This window comes from Hydrogenophaga taeniospiralis CCUG 15921, assembly GCF_001592305.1.
Taxonomy (GTDB): domain Bacteria; phylum Pseudomonadota; class Gammaproteobacteria; order Burkholderiales; family Burkholderiaceae_C; genus Hydrogenophaga; species Hydrogenophaga taeniospiralis.
Genome location: NZ_BCWR01000004.1, coordinates 555,932 through 582,571, shown reverse-complemented (window position 1 = coordinate 582,571; position 26,640 = coordinate 555,932). Strand labels below are relative to the sequence as shown.

The following is a 26,640-nucleotide window of genomic DNA, read 5'->3' as shown; positions in this document are numbered from 1 at the left end:
CCCAGACGGCGGAAGTGGTGGGCAAGGGGATGAACACCTACCTGTACTCCATGGCGGTGCAGCGTGCGGTCAACGGCACGGCTTTCAATGGCGTGGAGGCTCTGACCGTCAGTCTGGCGTGCAGCGCGCCTTCGATCTGCTCGGTTCCCGCGACGGTCACCATTCCTGCGGGGCAATCGACGGCGTACTTCCAGATCACCGGCGTGGGTGTGGGCGACACCACCGTCACGGCCACCGCCGTGGGGCACACCACCGCGCCCGATCTGTCGATTCGCACCGTGGAGCCCCAACTGGTGTTCAGCGGCCCCGCTAACACGACCGTGGGTGGCCAGTCGAACTTCTCCGTGTCGCTGTCGGTGCCGGACTCCGTCTACCCGAACAACCAAACGGTGGTTGCCCCAATGACGGTCACCTTCACCAGCAGTGCACCCGGCGTGGCCACGGTTCCGGCGACCGGGACGATTGCCGCAGGCAGCGACACCACCTCGACGCTCAAACTCACCGGCCTGGCGGCCGGCACCTCCACCGTCACGGCCAGTGGCACGGGCATGCTCAGCGCCACCTCGGGTGTGGTGACGGTGGCACCTTGAGGGCGTGAACATGACAACAACACCCATCACACGACCCCTCTTCTCCATGAAGTCCCAGCGCATCCGCCGGTCCGCGATCGCCGTGGCCGCCGTCCTGTTGTCCGCACAAGTTCTGGGCGCCGGCACGCTCACGATTGACGATGGCGTGGTCATCAAATTCGGCCCGGAGGCACAACTGGTGGTGCGAGACCAGCTGAGCCCGGGCCGGGACGTGACCCTGACCAGCCAGAAGGACGACAGCGTCGGAGGCCAGGCGGGCGCTGCGCCCCAGACACCCGCCGCTGGCGACTGGCGAGGCCTGCGCATCGAGAAGTCCGCCGCCGCTGGTGGACAGTTCACCCTCAACGGCTGGAGCGTGCGCTACGCCGGCCCCGCGCCGGGAGCCACCGCGCCCGCAGCCGCGCTCACCCTGCGCGGCTGGAGCCCTGGGCTGCAATTCCTGAACCTGAGCGACAGCGACGTCGGCCTGCAACTGCTCGACGGCGCCCATCCCGCCATCACCGGATCGAGCTTCCTGCGCAACGGCACCGGCCTGCTCGCCAGCGACAGCAGCGCGGCCACCGTCACCGGCTCCCAGTTCGTGGGCAACCGCAACACGGGCGTGAACAACCAGACCCCCAGCGTGGTGCTCAACGCCCGAGGCAACTGGTGGGGGCATGCCAGCGGCGCCAAAGACAGCGTGGGCAACCCACAAGGCCAGGGCGATGCCGTCAGCACCGGGGTCGACCACGGCGCGCCCCTGGCCGCCGCACCCCTGCTCAACCCCTCCATCCGCCTGGCCCGCCCATCGACCTACTTTGCCCAGCGCAACGTCCTGTTCGACATCGCCTGCACCAACGCCACCGAATACCGCATCGCCGAAGGCGGCGCGTTCTCCGGCGTGGCCTTCCAGCCGCTGGGCGCCGAGCGCGCGCAAGCCGAGCTGACCCTCTCCGCCGGTGACGGCGTCAAACCCGTGAGCGCCCAGTGCCGCAACGCCGCGGGCACCATCGTCACGGCCAGCCTGGCCGGTGGCGTGCGCATCGACACCGAAGCGCCCGTGGTGGCCATCGCCAACCCGGCCGCCGGCAGCGTGATCAGCCAGTCCGTCAGCATCGACGCCAGCGCCAGCGACGGCGGCGGCATCACCAGCGTCGCCTTCCACATCGACGGCGCCCTCAAAGCCACCGACACCGCCGCGCCCTACAGCTTCGCCTGGAACATCGACAGCGAGCCCGATGGCGAACACAGCCTGCGCGTGGTCGCCACCGACGCCGTCGGCCGAACCAGCGAACAGACCCGCAGCGTCACCCTGGCGCGGGTCCCCCTGGGCCCCGACACCGAAGGGCCCGACGTGAGCAGCATCCGTCTGGGCACCTCCGTGCTCGCCAACGGCGCCGTCATCGCCACCAGCGGGTCCGTCACCTTCACCGCCAGCGACCGCAGCGGCATCGCCCGCGCCGAACTGCTGCTCGACGCCGCCGTCGTCGCCACCGCCAGCGGCACCAGCAGCTTCAGCGCGGCGCTGAACATCGACGCCGTGGCCAACGGCGCCCACACCCTGGCGCTTCGGGTCATCGATTCGCTGGGCAACACCACGGTGCAGACCTTCTCCGTGACCGTGGCCCACGCCGCGCCCGCCGCACCCAGCCTCAGCGAGCCGGCCAACGGCAGCGTCACCCGCGCCACCTCCACCACCGTGGGCGGCACGGCCCCCGCCGGCAGCAACGTCCAGGTGTTCCGGGGCGGCCAGGCACAAGGCGGCTTGATCGCCGTCGGCAGCAACGGACGATTCACCACCACCCTGGAGCTGCAGCCCGGCGCCAACCTCATCCAGGCCCAGGCCAGCAACGCCCACGGCAGCAGCGAGCTGTCCGCCGGCGTCACCATCACCCTGGACACCACCGTGCCGGGCAGCCCGTCCAACCTGGTGGCCACCGCGCTCACCGGTGGGCCGGTCAAACTCACATGGACACGCGCCACCGATGCCAACGTGGTGGGCTACCAGATCTACCGCGCGCCCAACAGCTTCACCCTCATCGGTGAAGCCACCAAGGTCAACGGCGGCATGGTCACGGCCAACACCTACGAAGACCTGCCCCCCAGCGACGGCAGCTGGACCTACCGTGTCGTCGCCGTCAACGCGGCCGCCACGCCCTCCGAGCCCACCAACGCCGCCAGTGCCGCGTCCGACTCCACGGCGCCCGAGGCCGTCTCCATCGTCTACGCCACCAGCGGCAAGACCGACCCCGCCACCGGCGCGCTCGGGCAAGGCCGTGTGGACCTCACGCTCACCACCAGCGAGCCGCTGCAGACCACGCCCTACCTGTCCATCGTGCCGCAAGGGGGCAGCCCCATCACCGTCAACCTGTCCAAGACCGGCGAGACCGCGTACCAGGGCAGCTTCCTGATCGCGGGCAACACCCCTTCCGGTGTGGCCGACGCGCTGTTCTCCGCGCGGGACACCGTGGGCAACCGCGGCACGCAAGTGCGCGCCGGGGCCACGCTCAAGATCGACACCCAAGGCCCGATCCTCACGTCCATCGAGCTCACGCCCGCGGCCCCCATCCGCAACGAAGGCTCCCCGAACCTGGGCGCGGTGCTCACCTTCAGCAAACCGCCGGCGGCGACACCCCAGGTCCGCTACCTGCTCTCCGGGGCCAACCGCACGGCGGTGGACCTCACGCTCACCGCCACCAGCGCCACCACCTACAGCGCCAGCTTCACCCTGCCCGCTGACGCAGGGCAGGGCGCGCCAGAAACCCTGAGCCTGCGCCACACCGCCAAGGACGCGCTGGACAACGTCTCCAGCCAGGTCGCCGCCTTCAACCAGTTCCAGGTGTACCAGGGCGATCTGCCGCCGCTGGACGTGCCCATTGGCCTCTCGGCCAAGGCACAACCGGGCGGCAAAGTCCGCCTGAGCTGGCAAGCCGTCGACGGCGCGAGCAGCTACCAGCTCTACCGCCGTGGCCCGGGGCAGCCCGCGCTCGAAGCCCTGGCGCGCAACGCCGGCACCGAGTACATCGACAGCACGCCCGCCGATGGCAGCTACCTCTATGCCGTGGCCACCGTGCGGCAGGTCAACGGCCAGGAAAGCCTGTCTGGCCAGAGCGCGCCCGTGAGCGTCACCACCATCGCCAACGCGCCCGGTGCGCCGCAGAACCTCACGCTCACGCTCACCGGCCAGGGCATCTACGCCACCTGGCAGGCCCCGCTGGCCAGCCAGGTCGACCACTACCGCCTGTACCGCGCCACCGGCACCGCGATCAACAGCGTTGAAGGCCTGAGCCCGATCAAGACCCTGATCAAGCTCACCCAGACCTACGACACCAGCCCCTCGCCCACGCAAGGCGCCTACGTGGTCACGGCGGTGGATGCGGCGGGCAACGAATCGGCCATCTCCAACTCGGCCTACCTCAACGCCAGCCTGCTGCCCGTGCGCAACCTCCAGGTCGAGCAGCTCGGCAACGCCCTGCCTCTCGTGTCGTGGACGGCGCCCAACGGCAACGTGGCCGGCTACAAGGTGTACGTCGGGCCAGACAGCAGCCCCGTGCTGCTCACCCCGGCCCCGATCACGGCCACCCAGTTCGAAGACACCGGCTTCACCAGCGGCGAGCGGCGCTACACCGTGGCCACCGTGGACGCCAACGGCATCGAGCTGGCCAGCAGCGTGCTCTTGCCCAACGTCAGCGGCCAGATCGCCTCCGGGCTGCCCTTGCTGCGCGGCGTGATGAACCGGCTCCAGGTCCAGGTCACCAACACCTCGGCCCAGACGCTGGGCAACGTCACCGCGCTGGTGCGGGTGCCCGTCAACGCGCAATCCACCCAGTTCAAGGACCACCGCTCGGCCGTGCTCAGCCTGGCGCCCAACGAAACCCGGCTCGTTCCCGTGGTGGTGGGCGGCTATGCCGATCTGCCCGGGGCCCCCCAGGTGCTGGTGGGCATCGAGATCGCGCCCGAAGATGGCCCCCGGGTCACTCTCGCGCGCAGCCAGACGGTCCAGGTGGGCGAAGGCGCCCTGGTGGTCGGCCTGGCCACGGAATCGTTCACCCGCGGTGCAACGGGCCAGGTCAAGCTCAGCATCGAGAACACCACCGAAGTCGACGTGGAGCTGCTCACCGCCACCGGCAACGGAGCCCACCCGTCCAACGAACTGCGCTTCAAGATCCTGGACGCCGACGGCAACGTGCTGGCCACCCAGCCCTACCAGCAAGCGCTGGGCGCCAACGTGGTCACGCTCACCAACGGGCAGACCGTGGCCCGCATCGCCGCGGGCAGCAGCTACGTCTCCGAAGTGTTCGCACTCAACGTGCCCAGCGCCAGCCCCAACAGCATTCGCGTGAAGCTCGAAGTCGACAAGCTGCGCTACCACAGCGCTCAGGCCGATGAAATCCAGATCACCGGGCGCGGCTCGGAGAAATCCGTCTCCCTCGGAGAAACCGCCTACCTGGGTGAAGTCACCAACGTGAGCCCCATCAGCTCCTTCGGCGACCAGGACGTGGTGATCAGCGGGCGCGCCATCGAGCGCAGCAGCGCCGCGCCCATGCCCAACGCCCGCCTCAAACTGGTGCTCAACCAGCAAGGCTTCGAGCGCAGCTTCCAGGTGTTGACTGACAGCGCCGGGGTGTTTAGCTACACCTTCAAGCCCACCGTCACCGACGCCGGCCTCTTCAAGGTCAGCGCCGTGCACCCGGACATCACAGACCGGCCCGAGCAAAAGAGCTTCACCATCAACCGCGTGACGGTCACGCCCGCCTTGGCCAAACTCAACCTGCCCAAGAACTACCCCTTCACCATCCCGTTCAAGGTCACCGCGGGCGCGGGCACCTCGGCCACCCACCTGCGCCTCACGCTGGACGCCGTGAACCAGCCCACCGGCCAGATCCCGGCCGGCGTGGAGGTCACCCTGGCCGCCCCGGTCAACGTGGTCGAGCGCCAGACGCTCAACATCCCCGCCGTCTTCAGCGCCACCCACGAAGCCCAGCCCAGCGGCGCGCTGATCTTCAACGTCGTGGCCGACGAGAGCCCCAACGCCCCCCTGGGCGTGGTGCGGGTGGACTACACCCTGTCCGAAGCCACGCCGTACCTGGTCAGCACGCCCAGCTTCGTCGAAACCGGCTTGGCCCAAGGCAGCGCGCAGGTGGAGTCGGTCTCCATCAAGAACAGCGGATTGCAAGAAGCCATCAACCTGCAGTTCAGTCTGAGCCAGCCTGACGGCAGCGCCGTGCCCTCGTGGGTTGCCATCGCCAGCCAGGCCAACGGCAGCCTGCCGGTGGGCGAGACGCGCACGGTGGACCTCTCGTTCACCCCCTCGGCCAGCGTGGCCGAAGGCGTCTACGAGTTCTGGCTCAACATCGTGGGCGACAACGTTGCGGCCCAGACCGTCAAGGTCTACGCCAGCCTCAGCCAGAGCGGGCAGGGCAACGTGCTGTTCAAGGCGGGCGACATCTACACCGCCACCGTGGGCAAGGACGGCCAGCTCATCCAGGGCCTGCAGGGTGCGAGCATCACCCTGCAACACGAAGACGTGCCCACCATCACCCTGGAGATGGTGACCGACAACCTGGGCGAGGCCCTGTTCCAGAACGTGCCCACCGGGCGGTACCAGTTCAAGGCCAAGGCCAACAACCACCAGGAGGTCTCAGGTCGTCTGCAGATCAAACCCGGCATCACGCAGAACCAGCCGCTGTTCCTCAACTACAACCTGATCACGGTGGAGTGGAACGTGCGGGAGATCATCATCGAAGACCGCTACGACATCACCTTGAGCGCCACCTTCGAGACCGACGTGCCCACGGCCGTGGTGGTGCTGCAGCCCTCCAGCGTGAACCTGCCCGCGATGGCGGCGGGTGACGTGTACTACGGCGAACTCAGCCTGACCAACCACGGTCTGGTGCGGGCCGACAACCTGAAGCAGACTTTTCCGAAAAGCGATCCTTACTTCCGGTTCGAGTTCCTGAGCCCTGTGCCGGAGACGCTGGGCGCCAAGCAACGCGTGACCCTGCCGTACCGCGTGGTGGCGCTGCAGTCCCTGGAAGGTGCGGCCAGCAGCTCCACAGCCTCGGGCGGAGGGTGCTTCAACTACCACAACGGCACCACCGTGGAATCCGAGGCGGAGTGCGCCAATGGCGAAGTCACCAAGGGCGCCACGGCGACCAACTTCTTCCGGTTCAGCAACAGCACGTGCCCTGCGCCTCCAGGCGGCAATTCGACGCCTCTGCCGTGGACGCGACCCGGGTGCCTCGCCTGGTGCGGTGACAAATGCTGTGGCGGTGGAGGGTCTGGCGGCGGTGGAGGAGGCGGCGGGATTCTTCCCGGTGGCCCGCGGTGCGTGGGCATACCCCGCAATGGTGTCGAGGTGTGCCAATGAGCCCGACGTCACCCCAAACGAGCCCACGAGATACCGAGCGTGAGTCCCTTTCTGTGCAAGCCAAGTTATCCATGACCACACCATCATCTGCCGCAAACCTGGTCCGGGCGTCGAAGCGTCGATCGGTTCACACATGGACGAGGCTCGTCGGTTTGGGCCTGGGAGCCGCGCTGAGTCTGCTGCTCCAGAGCGCTCCAGCCCAGGCCCAAGGCACAGAAACCCCGCCTGGCATCCGCGCGGGCGTGGCGCAGAGCAACGGCATCAAGGTCACGATGCCCAACGGTTTCGCGACCATCGCGCAGACCGACATGAGCCTGGCCAGCGTGGGCGGTGCCGTGGACTGGGCGCGCTACTGGGACGGGCGGGAATGGAAGTTCAACCCCCACTGGGAGAGCCTGTCGGTCAGCTGGAGCAACCTCACGGGCGGGCGCCAGGCCGACGGGGCCGTGTTGTCGGCGGGACGCTGCGACCCCCTCAAAGACCCCGAATGCGACGATGATCCCCCGCCACCGGACGACCAGACCTGCTGGGTCTGGGTCGACGAAGACTGGCAGCCCAGCGGCCAGAGGGTGTTCATTCCCGCGGGCAGCGCCATAGCCGACGGCGGCATCGCCAGCAAAGACAGCTACGAATTCGTGGCCGAGCCCGCCCCCCCCATCCGGGGCACCCCCTTCAACCGCGTCATCGGCGGCGAAGCCTCCGCCAGCAGCTACGGCCCCGGCACCTGGGTCAACGCCGACTGGGTAAGCATGTGCGGCGGTGGGGGTGGCGGCGGTGGCGGCGCCATGTACAGCCAGGGCCAGGAACTCGAAGGCATCCGCCGCGTCAACGAGCTGTACCTGGGCGAAGGCGGACGCTACGCCTTCAGCAACCGCTCGTGGCTGGAGAAACGCCCGGTGCAGGAACTGCCCACCAGCGCGGCCAGCCAGCTGACCAGCGGGCGCATCACGCTCGCCCCCGTGGACAACCCCAAAGGCTACCGCTGGGGCGACAGAAGCGGCGCCTGGATCGACTACAACACCCAGGGCCAGGTGGTGGCCTACGGAGAGCGCAACCAGATCCCCGTGTGGCTGGTGCGAGACGGCACGGGAGAAGTCAAGGGCGTGGTCGACGCCAACGGGCGCGTGCTCTTCACCCTGCACTACGAAGGCGGACTGATCACCGAAGTCAGGGACTACCCCGTGGCCGGACTGGCCGGCGACCTGCCCGCCAGAAGCGTCAAGTACAGCTACAACGCCGGCAACCGCCTGAGCACCGTCACCGACGTGCGCGGCCACGTCACCCGCTACGACTACGACCGCTCGGGCCGCATCATCAAGATCACCGACGCCGAAGGGCGCATCGAGAAACTCGCCTACAAAGACGGCCTGGTGCGCCAGCACACCGCGGCCGACGGCGGCGTGACCGACTACGCCTTCAGCTACGACGACGTCAACAAACAGTTCAACAGCAAGATCACCGGGCCGGTCACGGCCGCGGGGCGGCTGAACCGCGAGCTCACCCACAACCGCATCGGCAAGCTGGTGCGCCAGGTCACCAACGGCAAGACCGACCACGAGATGCTGTACGACTCGGGCGCACGCATCGAGGCCAGCACCAACTCACGCGGCCACACCACCCAGGTCCAGCGCAACGAGTTCGAACAGATCATCCGCGTGACCAACCCCTCGGGTGGCAGCGTTCGCACCACCCACTCGGCCATCCACCTGCAGCCCACCGAGCGGGTGGACCAGGAAGGCTTCCGCACCACCTACACCCACGACGATGTCGGCAACCTGCTGACCATCACCCGCGCCGTGGGCACGGTGCACCAGCGCGTCATCGAGCTCAAGCGCAACGCCCTCAAGCAGGTCACCGAGGTCAAGTACGTCGGTCGCACCGAACCCAATGGCACGGTCACGCCCGACGCCGTCTGGCTCGGTGAATACGACGAGCAGGGCCAGCTCAAGCGCGTCACCGACCCCGAAGGCCACGCCTACCAGCTCCAGTACGACCGCGCGGGCAACCTGCTGAGCGAAACCGATGCCCTGGGCAACACCTGGCGCTACGAATACGACGCGGATGGCTACACCGTGCGCACCGTCGACCCCCTGGGCTTCGTGGTGCAGATCGCCTACGACAAAGTCGGCAACATGCTCAGCGCGGTGGACGAAGAAGGGCGCACCCACCAGTGGCGCTACAACCCGTTCAACCAGCTGAGCCAGCGCATCAACCCGCTGGGCGAGATCTACGAGACCCAATACAACGCCCTGGGCCAGATCTCGCAAGTCAAGGACGCGGCCGGCAAGAGCATGGCCATGGAATACGACGCCCTGGCCCGCCTGAGCAAAGCCAAGGACGGCAAGGAGCAGAGCTTCGAGTTCGACTACGCCGAGGCCGACGGCACCGACAAGAACTTCCACCAGGCCAGCCTCATCCGCTACCCCACGTTCCAGCGCATCCAGCGCTACAACGAGCGCAACCTGCTGAGCCTGCGCAGCGACAACGTCGGCCCCGAGGGCCGTGTCCAGAGCTACGCCTACGACAAGGTCGGCCGGCGCAAAGCCATCACCAACGCCGAGGGCAAGACCTACTACTACGAGTACTCGCCGCACGGTCAGGCCACGCAGATGAAAGACCCGCTGGGCAACACGCTCAAGCTGGTGCACGACGTGCGCGGCAACGTGATCGAAGTGACCGACCCGCGGGGCGGCAAGACCACCTTCGGCTACGACCGGCGCGACCTCATGGTCAGCAAGACCGACCCGCTGGGCAACACCACCCGCTACAGCTACGACGCCGCCGAACGCGCCACCGAAGTCGAACAGGCCAACGGCCAGAAGACCGTCTACAGCTACGACGACGCCGGGCGGGTGACCCAGCAGCGCCAGTACAACGCCCTGGGCACGCTGGCGCGCACCATTGACTTCCGCTACGACAAGACCGGCAACCTGCTGGAGTGGGAAGACGCCGAATACAAATCGGTCAGCGCCTTCGACGGCGCCGACCGCCTGCTGAACGAAACCCTCACCCGCAAGGATGGCGCCACGGCAGGCACGGCCGGCTTCAACCTGACCCACAGCTACACCTACTACGGCAACGGCCAGACCAAGACCTACACCGGCCCGGACGGCCAGACCATCAGCTACACCTTCGACGCCAGCGCCCAGCTGGAAAGCGCCACCATTCCCGGCGAAGGCATCCTCAGCGTCTCCGAATGGCAGTGGTACCAGCCGACCAAGATCGTGCTGCCCGGTGGCAGCGTGCAGCGCAAGACCTTCAACGGCTACCAGGAGCTCACCCGCCTGCAGGTGCTCAACCCTGCCCAGGCCACGGTGTTCGACTTGCAGAACGAGTTCGGCAAGCTCGCTGACGTGACCCGCAGCACACGCGACGGCACGGTCATCGACTACTCGCGAGACGACGCCGGGCGCCTGGTCAAGGTCGAAGGCCCCCTGTTCTCTGGCCGCAGCGAAACCTTCACGCTGGACGCCAACAACAACCGCGTCACGCACGACCGCACCGGCGCGCTCGCCTGGCAATACGACAACGCCAGCCAGCTCACGCAACGCCCGGCTGAGGGTGGCGGCAGCATCACCTACACCTACGACGCTGCCGGCAACCTCGTCAGCCAGACCCACAGCGCCATCAGCGGCGCCGCTGGCACCAAGCGCTACGTCTGGGACGCGCTCAACCGCCTGAGCGAAGTGCGCGACGGCGCCGACGGCCTGATCGCGCGCTACACCTACGACCCGTTTGACCGGCGCATCCGCAAGGAAACGCCCACCGACACCACCCACTACCTGCACAGCGAATGGGGCCTGCTGGCCGAAGCCAACGCCAGCGGGCAGGTGCAGGTCAGCTACGGCTGGAACCCCCAGCGCAGCAACAGCGACAGCCCGCTGTACGCGCGCATCCCCGACCCGGCCAACGCGGGCCAAAGCCGCTATGTCTACTACCACAACGACCACCTGGGCACGCCCCAGCGCATCACCGACAAGGCGGGCAAGCTCGTCTGGGCGGCCGAGTACGACGCCTTCGGCAAAGCCACCGTGCAGACCAGTGCCGACCCGAGTCTGGCCATGGTCAACCACCTGCGCTTCCCCGGCCAGTACTTCGACGCCGAGACCGGGCTGCACTACAACGACCGGCGCTTCTACGACCCGGCCACCGGGCGCTACCTGAGCCGCGACCCGATCGGGTTCGAGGGTGGCATCAACCTGTATGCCTACGCGGGCGCTGCGCCCCACCGTTACACCGACCCCACCGGCGAAATGCTTCCCTGCATGGCGGCCAACTACATCCGCTGCAACCTCATGTGCAACGCCACCAGCGCGCTCATGGACATGGCCGCGTGCGGGCAGGTCAACTGGGGGGACAACGCCAAGGAGTGCCTGGTCGACTGCCTGTGGGACATGCTGCCGCTGCCCGACCCCTGCGGCAAGTTCGGCAAGCTCTTGAGCGCCGGGCTGGGTGCGCTGGGCGGCCTGTTCGGCAACAGCTTCACGCCCGAGATCGAGGTGCACGTCAAACCCATGGGCGCCAGCGCGCAGGACGCGCAATGGGGTCGAACCGAGCGCAAGGCGATCAAGGATCTGAGGCCCGGAGACGAGGTGCTGGCGCTGGCGGAGTGGAAAGAGCCGGGCAGCGCCAAGAACAGCGCTGGCCAGCGGCTGGACCAGCGCCTGAGCTACGAGAAGGTCACCGACATCGTCACCAGCACGAGGCCCGAGACGGTGCTGGTGCACCTGACGCTGGACGGTGGCCAGACCATCACCGCCACCGAGGGCCACCCGTTCAAGACCACGGAAGGCTGGAGGGACGCCATCCTGCTGAGGAAGGGCGGGCAGCTGCTGCTCAAGGGCCGTGGGGATGAGCCGCCTGATGCGCTGGCTGGTTCAGGCCAGGCTGAACGCGTTGCCATCATTGAAGACATCCGCATCGAGAAAAGAACCGTCCCGGTGTTCAACCTGGAGGTGGCTAATGCGCACACCTTCTTCGTTGGGGTGGATGGGGCGTTGGTGCATAACGCAAGGCCTCCCAATTTCAGTCCGCCGGGTGCAGGTAGAAATGGTGCATTTCGTGAAGCCAAGCGAAGAATGGGCTTGCCGATGAATGCTCCTTTTGAAAAGGTCCCTGCAGTTGATAATCTCGGCAAGAAAACAGGGAAGTGTCAGTTTAACTTTGGCGGTAAAAAATTCATCCGAGATGACCCGCCTCACAACTATGGGCCTGGAGATCCTCAAAATCGAGGGCCTCATTGGAATGACTCCACAGGGGATCATTATGATTATTGAGTTCTATGGGCAATAGCGAGTTTCAAGTGCAGGCGTTGGATGTGCTGAGTGAGCGACGTCTACCTTCGGGTGCACATTTGTTTTCTGGCTTCATTGTTGAGCACGAGTCAAAGAGGGGAATCTATAGCTCTGAACGCAGTGAATTGAGAGAGAAATCGCTTGAGCTTGCCAGAAAGGAGTTGGCATCTCAAGGTAAAAATTTGGATTTCTATATTTTGGTTGTAGAGCGATTTGAAGGTTTGGGTGCGAAATATAGGCTTGCTTCACGTTTAAAAGTTTTGAGCTCTTGCGTTTTCATTTCATCTGAAATTTTTGAGATTTCATCCGGCGAGCAGGCTTGCTTGGTTTACTTGGTGACCTTAATCCCCGGGTGGCAAGAGTTTGTTTCAAAATTGGATTTTAATATCGGTTTGGTTTGCCTAGACCCGAATTGCGTAACCGCTCGTGAAGCAAAGTTGGCTGCTGATCTAGTGTTTTCTGACTTTACATCATCGGCAGTTATTCTTCATTACGGACTGGCTCCGCTTCTTCCAATCATTCGGGCTGGCGTTGGTTTATTTTATTTTTCGGGTGCATTCGATGACTCATGGAGTCACTTAGTTGTCATGGATACATTCGTTTAGCCTATTTGAGTTTGTTGGTTTTTCATGCATTCCTGGGGTTTGGTTTTTCTCTTTTCTAATATTCTTCCTTGATTTGTTCGATCCGAAATTTCAATTTTAATATCGAACTAGTAGCCCTGAATCCTCGCTCATGCACCCTCTATTCAAACGCCATTTCCTAGCTCTGATCGCTTCTACCCTGCTCCTAACCGCCTGCGGAGGCAGCGACAACGAAGAACTGCACTCCAAAGACCTCTACGGCGCGTACGAAGTGGTGACCGAAGGCATGTCCCTGACCCAACTCAAGACCGTCATCGGCACCGAGCCCGCCGGGTCGCGGGCCGACGGGGACGACATCACGATCTACACCTGGGTCGCCGACGAAGGCAGCTACCTGGAAACCACGCTGCACGTGAACCTGCAGGCCGACTACGGCGTGGTGGGCAAGACCGTGCTCGGCCCCAGCGGCCACAAGACCGCCAGCTACCTCTGAGCACTTCTTTGCTTTCTCTTTCTTCCTTCCCCCACCCACTCATGCGTACAACGTCTATGCACACCAGAAACAAAGGGCCTGAGATGGAGGGCCATTCGGTGAACCACATCTGGGCGCGATCGCTGCTGGGGCGCGCGCGCGCCGCCGTCGCGGTCATGGTGCTGGGCCTGGTGGCCCTGCCGGCGCTGGCGCAAGAGACCGTGTGCGCGCGGGTCAAGATCGAGATCAAGCAAGAACTCACGCTGGAGCGCCAGGCCTTCGACGCCGAGATGAAGATCAACAACACCACCGACGCCGGGGTGGTGGAGAACGTCAAGGTCGAGGTCAAGGTCACCGAAGAAGACGGCACACCGGTGGCGATCACGAGCGACCCCAACAACCTCTCGGCCAAATTCTTCATCCGCCTGTCCAACAAACAGAACATCTCCGACGTGGACGGCACCGGCTCGGTCGGCCCGCAGACCACGGCGGCCATCAACTGGCTGCTGATCCCCGCGCCGGGTGCTGCCGCCAGCAACCCCCTGGGCAAGAAATACCTGGTGGGCGCGCGCCTGACCTACCACTACGGCGGCGAAGACACCGTGCTGGACGTGACGCCCGACGTGATCACCGTCAAACCCCTGCCCCTGCTCACGCTGGACTACTTCCTGCCCGAAGACGTGTGGGCCGACGACGCGCTGACCGCGCCCATCGAACCCGTGGAGCCCTTCACCCTGGGCGTGCGGGTGAACAACACCGGCCTGGCCGTGGCCCGCAACCTCAAGATCGACTCGGCCCAGCCCAAGATCGTGGAGAACAACCAGGGCCTGCTGATCAACTTCCTGCTCACCGGCAGCTATGTGAACGACGCCCCGGTGCAAAACAGCCTGCTGATCGACTTCGGCGACATCGCGCCCCAGAGCGCCAAGATGGGCCGCTGGGTGATGGAGACCACGCTGGCGGGCAAGTTCGTCGAATTCACGGCCAAGTTCACCCACGCCGACGAACTGGGCGGGGCGCTCACCTCCATCATGCAGGCCACCAACGCGCACTTCCTGATCCGCGACGTGCGGGTGGATTTGCCGGGGCGCGACACCGTGCGCGACTTCCTCGCCAAAGACGGCGACGTGATCCGCCTGTACGAGTCCGACGGGCCCGACACCCTCGTGACCGACCAGACCGCGCTGGCCACCCTGACGGCGACCACCGGCTCGGGCGAGACGGCCAACTTCCGCCTGAGCATGCCGCCCACGGCGGGCTTCGTGTACGTGCGCTTGCGCGACCCGTACGGCGGCACCAAGGCCCTGGGCCGCGTGCTGCGCTCGGACGCCAAGGAAATCCTCGGCGAGAACGTCTGGCTGTCCAAGACCCGCAACAAGGACACCAAACAGATCGAATACTGGATCAACCTGCTCGATGCCAACAGCACCGGCGAGTACACCACCGAGTTCCAGGCGCCGCCCGTGCAGGCGCTGCCCCCGGTGATCCAGCTAATTCCCAACCGGGTCACGGACGAGCTCAAGACCGTGTCGTTCCTGGTCGAGGCCAGCAGCCCGCAGGGCAAGCCGGTCACGCTCACGGCCGCCCCCCTGCCCACCGGCGCCAGCCTGACCCAGCAACCCGCCAACCCGAACAACCCCGGGCTGGCCACGGCGGTGTTCGAGTGGACACCGCCCAAGGGATCGGCGGGCACCTACGTGATCGTCTACACCGCCAGCGACGGCCTGCTGTCGGCCACGCGCTCGGCCAGCATCCAGGTCAACGCCGAGAACACCCCGGCGCCGGGCCCGGGCGTGCCCACCGTCGTCTCGCCGCTGGCGGGCACGCAGGTGACTTCGCTCAAACCCACGCTGTCGGTCATGACCTCGACCCAAGAGAACGACCCGACCACACAACTGCAGTTCGAGGTGTTCTCCGACGCGGCCGAAACCCAGCAAGTGGCCACGACCACCGTGCCCAAGGCCCCCGCGATCGGCGGGGTGGCCCAGCCCACCACCTGGCAGGTGCCCAGCGACCTGAACGACAACACCCGCTACTGGTGGCGCGCCCGGGCCTTTGACGGCACGGTGTACAGCGCCTGGGTCAACGGCCGCTTCACGGTCAACACCTTCAACGACCCGCCCGATGCCTTCAACCTGACCGGCCCCACGCCGGGCAGCGAGGTGGCCACGCTGACCCCGGTGCTCACCTGGACCAACAGCAGCGACCGCGACGAGGACACGATCACCTACAGCGTCAAGGTCTACGCCAATGCCGCGCTGAGCGAGCTGGTGACCGAGGTGGCCGATCTGAGTGCCGACCCCAGCGGCAGCACCAGCTGGACGCCGCCCCAGGCGCTGACCAACCACGCCCAGTATTACTGGCGCGTGATCGCCCGGGACGCCCACGGCGCCACGACGCAGACCGCCGCGCGCGCCTTCACGGTCAACACCGGCAACGCCGCGCCCAGCGCGCCCGTGCTGGTGAGCCCGGCCGCGGGCAGCGAAAGCACGTCGCCCAGCACCACGCTGGTGATCCAGAACAGCAGCGACGCCGACAACGACCTGCTCACCTACGTGTTCGAGGTGGACACGGCCAACACCTTCGACTCGGCCGACAAACGCAGCTCAGGGCAGGTGATCGCCTCCGGCAGCGGGCAGACGCTGTGGACCACGCCCACCCTGGTGGAGAACCAGCGCTACTGGTGGCGCGTCAAAGCGCAGGACGGGCGCGCCGAGTCGGCCTGGGTGGGGGGCGACTTCCGGGTCAACGCGGTGAACGAACTCCCGCCTGTGCCCACGGTCAGCAACCCGGGCTACGGCGCCTGGACCGAGACCCTGCAGCCGAGCCTGCTCCTCAACGCGGTCACCGACCCGGACGGCGACACCGTGCGCTACGGCTTCCAGGTGTTCCAGGACGCGGCCCTGACCCAGTTGGTGACCGAGGGCGAGTCGCCCAACACCGGCTGGATCGTCACGCCCTCGCTGAACGACCGCACGCCGTACTACTGGCGGGCCCGGGCGATCGATGCGAAGAACGAGAGCAGCGACTGGACCGAGCCCAGCTTGTTGCACGTGAGCACCGCGCCCTACGTGTCGCCCTCGATCACCCTGCTGTCGCCCAGCAAAGCCACGGTGGGCGAGCTGATGGGCGAGCGCCGGATCGTGCGGGTGGCCTGGGAGAGCAACGACCCGAACATCCCGCCCACGGTATCGCTCTACCGCAGCAGCACCAACACGGCCTTCAATGGCACGCCGATCGTCGAAGGCATCGCGATGCCGGCCGGGGTGCAAAGCGGGCACCACGACTGGGACGTGAGCGACCTGCCGGTGGGGGTGCACTACGTGTACGCCGCGGTGACCGATGCCAAAGGCAGCGCGCAGGCGTTCGCGCCGGGAGCGGTGGTGGTTCGTCCGGCGCAGCAATCGGGCTTCCTGGTGGAGCGCAACCCAGAGCGCGTTCGCCTCACGACCGAAAGAGGCAAGAGCGTCAAGATCGCGCTGCGCCTGGGCACTCGCCCGACGGCCGCCGTTGTTGTGCCGCTGTCCTCCAGCCGGCCCAATGAAGGGGTGGTCGCGCCCGCGGAGCTGACCTTCACGCCGGAGAACTGGAACGTGATGCAGGAGGCCACCGTCACCGGGGTCAGCGATTGCGTGCCGGAGTTCATCACCAGGTACCAGATCAACGTGGGCCTGGTCAACAGTCTGGACCCGAACTACTTCGGTATCACGGGGCAGCCGTATCAGATGGTGAACCTCGACCGAGGCTGGAGCGGGCTGAGCCGCACCGACAACCGGAACGTGTACATGTGCGGCACGACGCTGGTCAGCGAGACGCGGGTGGACCGGCGGACCTGGGAGTACAAGCTGCGCGCGGATGTGAACAACATCGGCCCGGATGCGGGGAGAATTGACGCGCGTCTGGTGGGCGCTCCGATGGGCATGAAGGTGGTTCAGCCGCTGCTGAGGTTCGGTGCCGTGAGTCGGTACGGCATGGGGCGCACCAACGACACCGTGACGCTTCGCTCGCCGTTCAAGCTCAGTCCCACGTTCATCAAGTCCTCCCTGGGCTTCAGATGGCAGATCCGCATCGATCAGCCATGAAATTGCATCAGCGCAACTGTTCCCCTACGAGCACCCCCATGTCCGACAAGCCAGTCTGTTTCATTTTTCTTCGCTCAGCTTTTTCGCGACCGGTGCGCTCGCGCGGCTTCACCCTGCTTGAGTTGCTGGTGGTGATCGTCATCATCGGTCTGCTGGCGGCCTATGTCGGACCGCGGTACTTTGCGCAGCTGGGCAAGTCCGAACGCGGCACCGCCAAGGCCCAGATCGAAGGGCTGAGCAAGGCGCTGGACACCTACCGCCTGGACACGGGCCGGTACCCGACCACGGAGCAGGGCTTGAACGCCCTGGTCGTTCGGCCGCAGGACGAGGCCAAATGGTCCGGGCCGTATCTGCAAAAGGCGGTGCCGCTGGACCCCTGGGGCAAACCGTATGTGTACCGTTCGCCGGGCCAGAGCGATGACTTCGATCTGTCGTCACTCGGCAAAGACGGCCAGCCGGGTGGTGAGGGTGACGCGGCGGACATCAGTTACCGATGACCGTCCTGTAACGACGCATGTCGTCTTCCGTGCCCACTGTCACGAAGCGCTCGGCAGAGAGTGCTTCGGTTGGAAGCCCTTTGGGAGCTTCGCCTTCGCTCGTGCGCGCCCGGGTGCAGGCGCCGGACGGGTCCGTCCAGTGGATGGAGCTGCACGGTGTTTCCGAGAGCGAGGCGGTCCGCAAGCTGGTGGCCCGAGGGTTTCGGGTGATGGCCATGGATGCCGGGGTGGCCGCCAGCACCCCGGTCAGGCCATCCGGAAGGGAGCGGTTCGGGCTGCATCTGTTCAGCCAGGAGCTGCTGGCGCTGCTGGATGCCGGGCTCAACCTGACCGAGGCCCTGGAGACCTTGCAGGCCAAGGAACGGCAGGCCGCGGCGCGGTCGGTGCTGACGCAGGTGCTGCAGGCGCTGCGGGAGGGACGCAATTTCTCGGATGTGCTGGGCTCGATGCCGCAGCATTTTCCCGAGGTCTACGTGGCCACGGTTCGTGCGTCGGAGCGAACGGGTGACCTGCCTCAGGCGTTGGCACGCTACATCGCGTACCAGGCGCAGTTCGAGACCATCCGCAAGAAGCTGGTGTCGGCGGCCATCTACCCGGCCATGTTGCTGACGGTGGGCGGGTTTGTGACCTTGTTCCTGCTGGGCTACGTGGTGCCACGGTTTGCCGTGGTCTACGAATCGTCCGGGCGGGAGTTGCCGTGGATGTCGGCGGCCCTGCTGGCTTTTGGCCGGGCGATCTACAACCACTGGCCCGTCGCACTGGCCGCTTTGCTGCTGGGCCTGGGTGGCTTGGGGGGCCTGGTGTTCCGGCCGCAGGGGCGTCGCTGGTTGCTGGCGCAAGTCCTGAAGCTGCCCTTCTTTGCCCGCCGGTCGGACGAGTTCCGGTTGGCGCGTTTCTACCGAGCCGTCAGCCTGTTGCTGGCGGCGGGCATTCCCTTGTCCAAGGCCATGGGCATGGTGACGGGCCTCTTGAGCAGCGCCCAGCAGGCGCGGCTGGTCCATTGCCAGCAGGCGGTGGAGCAGGGGCAGAGTCTTTCGGTGGCGCTGGTGGCGGCCTCGTTGGCCCATCCGGTGGCGGAGTCCCTGGTGCGGGTGGGCGAGCGGTCGGGGCAGATGGCCCAGATGCTGGAGCGCACCGCCCAGTTCGTGGACGACGATTTCGCCCGCTGGGTCGACTGGACCTCCCGTCTGCTGGAGCCCGTGTTGATGACGGTCATCGGTGTCGTGATCGGGGTCGTGGTGGTCCTGATGTATCTCCCCATATTCGACCTCGCGGGAAGCCTGCAATGAGTGGATTGTTTCAAGCCGGCGTGACCGATCCGTTGGCGGTCGAGCTTTCGGCCGAGGTGTTGTCGGCAGCGCGCAGCCTGAGCGCGACCCAGGACCTTTCCATGGTGCAGGCCCTGCAGCAGACCACGGGATGGAACCCGCAGTGGTTGATGGCGGCGCTGGCGAGCGGTTTTGGGTATCCCGTGCTGTCCATGGCGGATCTGCAAGGCCTCGCCGCCGAGTTCGACGGCATCGCGTTCACCGATTGCCAGCAGCGGGGCGTCCTGCTGGGCAGGTCTTCCTCGGGGCACGCCATGCTGGTGATGGCCGATCCGTTCGACGAAGCCACCGAAGCCTGGGCGCTCAGGCGGGCCCAGGCGACGCTGGGCCGCTGCCAGCCGGTGCTGGCGCATCCGGACGATCTGAACGCTTACCTTGCCCAACTGGAACTGAAAATGCGGGCGATGGATGGGTTCGATGCGGTAACGGACCGCCCATCCGACGAAGAGGTGGCCGCCGACATTTCGCTGGCGTCCATCAACGACGAAGGCAGCTCGGTGGTTCGGTTGGTGAACTCGACCCTCTACGACGCGCTGAAACTTCAGGCCAGCGACATCCACCTGGAATGTGACGCGGGCTGCCTGTACGTGCAGTACCGGATCGACGGCGTGCTGGTGCACATCACGCAGGTGACTGGCCAGGAGATGGCCGAGCAGGTGATCTCGCGGATCAAGGTGATGGCGGAGCTGGACATCGCGGAGCGGCGGGTGCCTCAGGACGGGCGTTTCAAGGTGCGTGTCTCGGGCCGGGAGATCGACTTCCGGGTGTCGGTGATGCCCAACATCTTTGGGGAAGACGCCGTGTTGCGCCTGCTGGACCGGCAGTCGCTGACCGAAGAGGCGCGGTCGTTGCGGCTGGACAACCTGGGCCTGGACGGCGCGTCCATGACGGCGATCCGGCGGCTGGCGGCCAAGCCGCACGGCATGTTGCTGGTCACCGGGCCGACGGGCTCGGGAAAGACAACCACGCTCTACGCGGCCATCACGGAGATCCACAGCGGGCGCGAAAAGATCGTGACCATCGAGGACCCGGTGGAGTACCGCCTGCCCCGGGTCTTGCAGATTCCGGTCAACGAAAAGAAAGGCTTGACGTTTGCCCGGGGTCTGCGATCCATCCTGCGGCACGACCCGGACAAGATCATGGTGGGCGAAATCCGCGACGACGAGACGGCGCAGATCGCGGTGCAGGCGGCGCTCACGGGGCACCTGGTGTTCACCACCGTGCACGCGAACAATGTGTTCGACGTGCTGGGCCGGTTTCTGCACATGGGCGTGGACCCTTACAGCTTTGCGGCGGCGCTCAACGGCATCGTGGCGCAGCGCTTGCTGCGCATGAATTGCAGCCATTGTGCTGTCGAGGTGGCGGTCGACGACGAGACGCTGGAGCAGGCCGGGTTGACGCGGGATCGGGTCAGGGGCTGGTCGTTCAAGGCTGGCCAGGGTTGTGGGCACTGCCGCGGTGTCGGCTACCGGGGGCGCAAGGCGGCCGCCGAGGTCCTCATGCTCAACGACACCCTGAGGGAGCTCATTGCCGAGCGGGCCCCGATCTCGACGCTCAAGAGCCACGCCGCGCAGGGCGGGTTGCGCCCACTGTTCGATACGGCGCTGGACTGGGTGGCCCGCGGAGAAACCACGCTGGAGGAGGTGCTTCGTGTCGCCGGCTGAAGCGTCCACGCGCGAAAGCCAGGTTGTGGTGCGGGCGCTGTGGCTGGTTCTGGGCGCGCGCCAGGTGCGGTGGGGGGCGGTTGTGGGCACCGGCAAGGCGGCGCGATGGGAGTCGTGGGGGTGTGTGGATGTGCCCGGTGACCCTCAGGTGTCGCGCCCGTCACTGATGGCCGCCTTGGCGGGTTTGCCAGCGACGCCGTTCGCCGACGCCGCGCCGAACACCCCCCTGCATGTGTGGCTGGCCGACCCCTGGGTGGCCATGGACCTGGTGCCATGGAGTGACGGGTTCCTGCGGGAGGCCTCCGCCATGGCACTGGCGAGATCGCACCTGATGGCGCAAGGCTATGAGGTCCATGGCGCCGACCGGGTGCGCCTGGACGATGCGCCCATGGGCCTGCCCCGTCTGGCGGTGGCCTACCCGGGCGAGGTGCTGGCCTGGCTGGAAGACCACGCGCGGGCCTGGTCGCTGCGACTGCGTTCGGTCAGGGTGGCGTCCCTGGCCTGTTGGTCTGTATTTGGCCGCAACGCGTCTGTCCCCATGCTGGCGGTGCTCCACGACGAAGCCCTGGTGATCATGGGTGCCCCGGGTTCCCGGGTGCGCGGCGCGCACCTGGCCGAATGGCACGCGGTGCCGCTGGATGGCGGCGCTCGCATCGACCCAACGGGCGCGCCATCCTCTGATTCAGACGTGGTCCAACAACTGGCGCACGGATGGCGCCGGCTGGCTTTGCGGTTTCCGCAGTGGGCGTCCACCACCGACCTGCCTTTGCTCGATGGCAGATTGGGCGATCCCCGCCGCACGGAATGGCCGGCCCCGTTTGTGTCCATGAAGACCCGGATGGCATCGACGGGTGAGCTTGATCCTTCGCTGGGCGATGTGCTGGTTGGATTGGTCGACGCTGCGCCTCCCCACGCGCTGGATGCGGTCTCGGACCGTCGCCCCAGAAAAGCCGTGCTGGTCCCGTTGGCGGTGGGCTTGTGCCTGGGCTTGCTGCTGCTGGGTTCGATGGCAGGGAGCCGGGCCCGTTTGACGGCGTCGATCGAGGCCTCGGTGGCCCAGCACAGCCAGCCCGCAGCCCTTTCTGTGCCGGCGAATCCGCTGACCAAACAGGAGCTGGCGCGCATTCCAGCGGTCAATCAGGCGATTCGACAACTCAACTTGCCGGTGCACGCCTTGCTGCATTCTCTCGAACCTCCCCAGGACCTGAGGGTGGCGGTCTTGAGCGTTGACAGCGTGGGTCGGGGAGGGCCGTCGAGGCAATCGTCCAGCGTGCGCATCGTGGCGCAGGCGCCCAGCAGCGCCGACATGATGCGCTACGTGGCCTTCGTGTCGGGGCGAAGGCCTTTCACGGGTGCCTATCTGCGAAAGCATGAGTGGGTCGACGGCGCGACCGAGAAGCAGGTTCGGTTCACCTTGGAGGCGACGTGGAACAACTGATCGTCGGCAGTTCCCGGAATCGCCATCCCGCGTCCCGGTTCGGGCGGGTTGCGCTGTGGAAGCTTGGCCAGCTTGCCATGCGGTTCAACCTCCGGCACGGTGTGTGGGGCTGGCTCAATCTGTCGTTGCTGCTGGCATCGTTGGCGCTGCTGGGGTTTCTGGCGCTGCAGCAAGACGCGCTCAAGCGCTTGCAGCGGCAGTTGGCCAACGCGGAGGCGTCCACGGCATCCCGGCCGACGACCGGTGCCGCTTCGACGCCGTCTTTGCCGGACCCCAGACGAGAAGCGCGGGCGCACCTGCTGGCTTTTGAGAAACACCTGTTGGCGCACGACGCGATTGCGCAGGCGGTTCAGGATCTGCTCCGGAACGCCGAGGATCAAGGGTTGTTGATCGAACGGGGGGACTACGAGTCCCAGGCCGACCCCCAGGGTGAGTTTCTGCGGTTCCGGATGAACCTGCCCGTCAAGGGCCCCGCAGAGGCGATCCACCGGTTCATCAAGGCCGCTTTGCTGGCGCAACCCCAACTGGCGCTGGATGGGATCCGCTTCAAGCGGGAGGGGGTGCAGACGGGCGACATCGAGGCGCAACTGAGCTGGGTGCTGTTCACCCGGACGCCCGCCCACAGTGCTTCGGGTCGTGGGTCCATGTCCGAAGAAGGAGTGGGGCGATGAACCGTACCCGATGGGTCCTGTTGCTCGTGTTGATGGCCACCTTGATCGCAGCTTGGCTGGCGCCGCCTGCGGAAGACCCGGCAGATGTCGCCTTGAGTCCGCGAGCACGAGACCAGGTTTCTCGTCCGCAGGCTCAACCAGCGGTCGCACCGGGCAACATGGGGCGCGCCGCAGAGAAGCAACCTGGCAGGGAACCATCTGGCCGGGAAAGCGCTGGCTCTGCCGCTGACAAAAACGAGGCCGAGGTCCTGGTCATTCGCGCCCGTTTTGACGCAGAGGACTCGGACCCGCTGAGCGATCTGTTTGCATCGCCCGCCTGGGCACGAAAGGCGCCTCCTTCAGCGCCGGAGGCCGCCGGGCCGCAGGATGCGGTCGCCGATCCCCCTGCGCCCACCGCGCCACCGCTGCCGTTCACGGTGATCGGCAGCATGAACGAGGGCGGACAACCCAAGTATTTCCTTCGCTACGCAGAGCGGAGCTTCGTGGTCCAAGTCGGCGATACCTTGCTGGAGCAGTATCGGGTCGAAGCGATCGAAGGCAGCAAACTGATGCTGCGCTACCTGCCCCTGGACCAGTTGCAAAGCCTTGAGTTGGGCAACCCGTCATGAAACCCAGAACACTTCACATGATCGCGTCTCCGAATCCAACAAATCACATCGAACTCAAACGCGGTTGGGGCCTCGTGTTGTCGCTGAGTGCCATCGCACTGCTGCTCACGGCCTGCGCGGGCATGGCTTCCTTCAAAGAGGGTAAGGCCTTGGTGGCGGAAGGAAAAGCCGAGGAGGGGCTGCGCAAGCTGGAAGAGGCGGTTCAGCTGGAGCCCAAGAATGCGGAGTACCGCATTCACCTGGCCAACAGCCGCACATCCGTGATGAACCGCCTGTTGGATTCCGCGGACTCGGCGGCCCGAAGTGGGCAGATCAGCGAGGCGGAGAAGCTGCTGCGCCGGGCCCAGAACCTTGATCCCCGCAATGATCGGATCCGCCAGGGGCTTGATGGCCTGGTGAAGGAACGGCAACACAGGCAAATGGTCCAGGAGGCAGACGCGCTGTTCAAACAGGGGGCGCCCGGTTCGTTGGCCGGGGCGCTTGAGAAAGTGCGGGTGGTGCTGGCCGAAAACCCTGCGCAGCGCGATGCGCTGGCGTTGAAGGCGCGCATCGATGAGCAGCGCGCCAAACTCAAGCGACCCGACGCGGTGCTGGCCGCTTCATTTCGAAAGCCGATCTCTCTGGAATTTCGAGAGGCCCCTTTGCGAGCCGTGTTCGATGTGGTGGCCAAGGTGTCGGGTCTGAACTTCTACTACGACCGCGACATCCGCCCCGATCTCAAGGCCACGATCATGGTCAAGAACACGTCCATAGAAGACGCGATTCGCATGATGCTGCTGACCAACCAGCTCGAGATGAAGGTGCTGAACGAGAACTCGGTTCTCGTGTACCCCAACACGCCGCAAAAGCTCAAGGACTACCAGGCGCTGTCGGTGCGCACGTTCTTTCTGACCAACGCGGACGTCAAGGCGGTGTCCACCTCGATCAAGACGCTGGTGAAGACCAAGGACCTGGTGGTCGATGAGCGGCTGGGGGTCATCATCATGCGCGACACGCCGGAGGCCATTCGCATGGCCGAGCGCATCGTGGCCCTGCAGGACATGAGCGATCCGGAAGTGGTTCTGGATGTGGAAATCCTGGAGGTCAAGCGCTCGCGGCTGCTGGAGCTTGGGATCCAGTGGCCGAGCCAGTTGTCGCTGTCGCCGGTTCTGGTGGACGACCTGCCGCTGCGATTGACGGACCTCGCACGCATTCGACCTTCGACCATCGAGGTGGGTGTCGGCAAAGGACTGGTCAATGCCAGAAAAGAAGACCAGGATGGTCGGATCCTGGCCAACCCGCGCATCCGTGTCCGGAACAAGGAAAAGGCCAAGATACAGATCGGCGACCGCGTGCCGGTCATCACCACCACCTCCACCACGACCGGGTTTGCTTCGGAGTCCGTGAGCTATGTGGACGTGGGCCTGAAGCTGGAGGTCGAACCCAACATCTATCTGGACAACGAGGTGGCGATCAAGGTCAATCTGGAAGTCTCCAACCTGGTTCGGGAGATCACCAGTGCGGCCGGATCGCTGTCCTACCAGATCGGCACGCGGGGTGCCAACACGGTCCTCCGGCTCAAGGACGGGGAAACCCAGGTGCTGGCGGGTCTGATCAGCGATGAGGATCGCAGCACGGCCAACAAGGTTCCGGCCCTGGGTGAGCTGCCCGTGGCGGGCCGCCTCTTTGGAAGCCAGAAGGACGATACACAGCGCAGCGAAATTCTTCTGTCGATCACCCCGCGCGTCGTCCGCTCCATTCAGCGCCCTGATCTTCTGGATGCACAGTTCGAGAGCGGAACGGAATCCAACGTGGGCGCCGCCGATTTCCGGTTGGGGGCTGCAGAACCAGTGGATGCCGGGGGCACCGACACGCCGGCACTGGCTGCGAACCCCGCTTTGCCATCACCCAAGGCAGCACCTACGACCGCACCAAAGGCCGTACCAACGGCGCCGTCGCCGATTGCTCCACGTGAGCCGGCACCAGTTGCAGGCGACAGCACAGCGGCGACGGAGCGGCCCGAGGTTCAGGGCGGCACACAACCGGCGTCAGCGGCGCCCTCGGCGACTCCTGCTTCGGTTGCACCGAAGGGGAACTCGTTGACAAAGCCACCCGCATCGAATGGCCCCGCGGTGGCGGGTGATGGGCCCAAGCTCTCCTGGCAGGCTCCTGCTCAGATACGGGTGGGAGAGCAGTTCAGCATGGTGCTCCAGTTGAGCAGCCAGACACCCTTGCAGGGCATGCCTCTCCTGTTGGCCTTCGATCCCCTGCTCCTGCAGGTGGCCCATGTCAAGGAGGGGGACTATTTCAGGCAGGGGGGCGCGCGCACGACGTTCAATCAGCGGGTCGACCCGGCGCAAGGAAAGCTGTTCCTGTCCCTGGTTCGTCAGGGTGCCAATGGGGGCGATCCCGGGATCAATGGCAACGGCAGCGTGGTCGTGGTGACCTTCAAGGCCATCAAGGCGTCGTCCGAACCCAAGGTGCAGGTGCTGTCGGCATCGCCGGAACCGGCCGGTGTGTCGATGGTTTTGCCGCCGCCGCAGGCTGTGCGTGTGACACCGTAATGGCGCGGCTGCCAAGACTTCGAGGCGACGCCGGCTTCACGTTCGTGGAGCTCATGGTGACCTTGGCCATCATGGCGATCCTCGTGACCGTGGCCGTCCCCTTCGCCCAGATCGCGGCACAACGGGAGAAGGAGCGTGAACTCCGGACCGCGTTGACCGAGATACGGGAGGCGCTGGACGCCTACAAGCGTGCGACGGAACAGGGCAGGATCGCGGTCCATCTCGGGGAGTCCGGGTACCCCAAGTCGCTTGAGCTTCTCGTCGAGGGTGTTCCGGACCAACGCAGCCCCACCGCCAGGAAGCTGTATTTCCTGCGGCGCCTGCCAAGGGACCCGATGGCGGCCACAACCAGCGAGGAACCCGCGCAGACCTGGGGCTTGAGAAGTTATGAGTCACCGCCCGATGATCCGCAGGAGGGTGACGACGTGTTCGATGTCTATTCGAAATCCGAGAGGGTGGGGCTCAATGGCGTTCCCTATCGGGAGTGGTGACGGTTCAATGATGCATTCGAGATTCGGAT

14 protein-coding genes are annotated in these 26,640 nt (G+C 65.9%); all 14 read left to right on the top strand.

Annotated elements, in window-relative coordinates:
- Positions 1-590, top strand: a 590-nt coding sequence (locus HTA01S_RS06535) for a hypothetical protein (RefSeq protein WP_218017310.1), incomplete at its 5' end; no start/stop codon positions are given.
- Between the two features lie 10 nt (positions 591-600).
- The gene (locus tag HTA01S_RS06530) at positions 601-6,939 is read left to right on the top strand and encodes an Ig-like domain-containing protein (RefSeq protein WP_157571991.1); all 6,339 of its coding nucleotides are present in this window, start codon (positions 601-603) and stop codon (positions 6,937-6,939) included.
- Positions 6,940-7,091: 152 nt separating this feature from the next.
- A complete protein-coding gene (locus HTA01S_RS06525; RefSeq protein ID WP_068168026.1) occupies positions 7,092-12,215 on the top strand; it encodes an RHS repeat-associated core domain-containing protein in 5,124 nt (1,707 codons plus the stop codon).
- 5 nt (positions 12,216-12,220) lie between these two features.
- Positions 12,221-12,838, top strand: a complete 618-nt coding sequence (locus HTA01S_RS25130; protein WP_157571990.1) for a hypothetical protein — start codon at positions 12,221-12,223, stop codon at positions 12,836-12,838.
- Positions 12,839-12,968: 130 nt separating this feature from the next.
- Positions 12,969-13,310, top strand: a complete 342-nt coding sequence (locus HTA01S_RS06520) for a hypothetical protein (protein WP_068168023.1) — start codon at positions 12,969-12,971, stop codon at positions 13,308-13,310.
- Between the two features lie 98 nt (positions 13,311-13,408).
- Positions 13,409-17,371, top strand: coding sequence for an RHS repeat domain-containing protein (locus HTA01S_RS06515; protein ID WP_157571989.1), 3,963 nt, complete (start codon positions 13,409-13,411; stop codon positions 17,369-17,371).
- A 38-nt stretch (positions 17,372-17,409) separates the two neighbouring features.
- A complete protein-coding gene (gene gspG, locus HTA01S_RS06510) occupies positions 17,410-17,868 on the top strand; it encodes a type II secretion system major pseudopilin GspG (protein WP_068168018.1) in 459 nt (152 codons plus the stop codon).
- An 80-nt stretch (positions 17,869-17,948) separates the two neighbouring features.
- Positions 17,949-19,157 carry a type II secretion system F family protein gene (locus HTA01S_RS06505; RefSeq protein ID WP_169804748.1) on the top strand — a complete coding sequence of 403 codons (1,209 nt, stop codon included), beginning with the start codon at positions 17,949-17,951 and terminating at the stop codon, positions 19,155-19,157.
- Entirely contained in the window at positions 19,154-20,860 is a 1,707-nt protein-coding gene (locus tag HTA01S_RS06500) for a GspE/PulE family protein (protein WP_068168015.1), read from the top strand. The genes HTA01S_RS06505 and HTA01S_RS06500 overlap by 4 nt, the downstream gene beginning before the upstream one ends.
- A 28-nt stretch (positions 20,861-20,888) precedes the next feature.
- Positions 20,889-22,298: a hypothetical protein gene (locus HTA01S_RS06495; RefSeq protein ID WP_157571987.1), complete on the top strand. Its 1,410-nt coding sequence runs from the start codon at positions 20,889-20,891 to the stop codon at positions 22,296-22,298.
- Positions 22,286-22,969: a hypothetical protein gene (locus tag HTA01S_RS06490; protein WP_157571986.1), complete on the top strand. Its 684-nt coding sequence runs from the start codon at positions 22,286-22,288 to the stop codon at positions 22,967-22,969. The genes HTA01S_RS06495 and HTA01S_RS06490 overlap by 13 nt, the downstream gene beginning before the upstream one ends.
- Positions 22,966-23,577, top strand: a complete 612-nt coding sequence (locus HTA01S_RS06485; RefSeq protein ID WP_068168005.1) for a hypothetical protein — start codon at positions 22,966-22,968, stop codon at positions 23,575-23,577. Before HTA01S_RS06490 ends, HTA01S_RS06485 begins: the two co-directional genes overlap by 4 nt.
- A 17-nt stretch (positions 23,578-23,594) precedes the next feature.
- The gene (locus HTA01S_RS06480; protein ID WP_068168001.1) at positions 23,595-26,120 is read left to right on the top strand and encodes a secretin N-terminal domain-containing protein; all 2,526 of its coding nucleotides are present in this window, start codon (positions 23,595-23,597) and stop codon (positions 26,118-26,120) included.
- Positions 26,120-26,611: a type II secretion system protein gene (locus HTA01S_RS06475; RefSeq protein WP_068168000.1), complete on the top strand. Its 492-nt coding sequence runs from the start codon at positions 26,120-26,122 to the stop codon at positions 26,609-26,611. The genes HTA01S_RS06480 and HTA01S_RS06475 overlap by 1 nt, the downstream gene beginning before the upstream one ends.
- Positions 26,612-26,640: the final 29 nt, after the last annotated feature.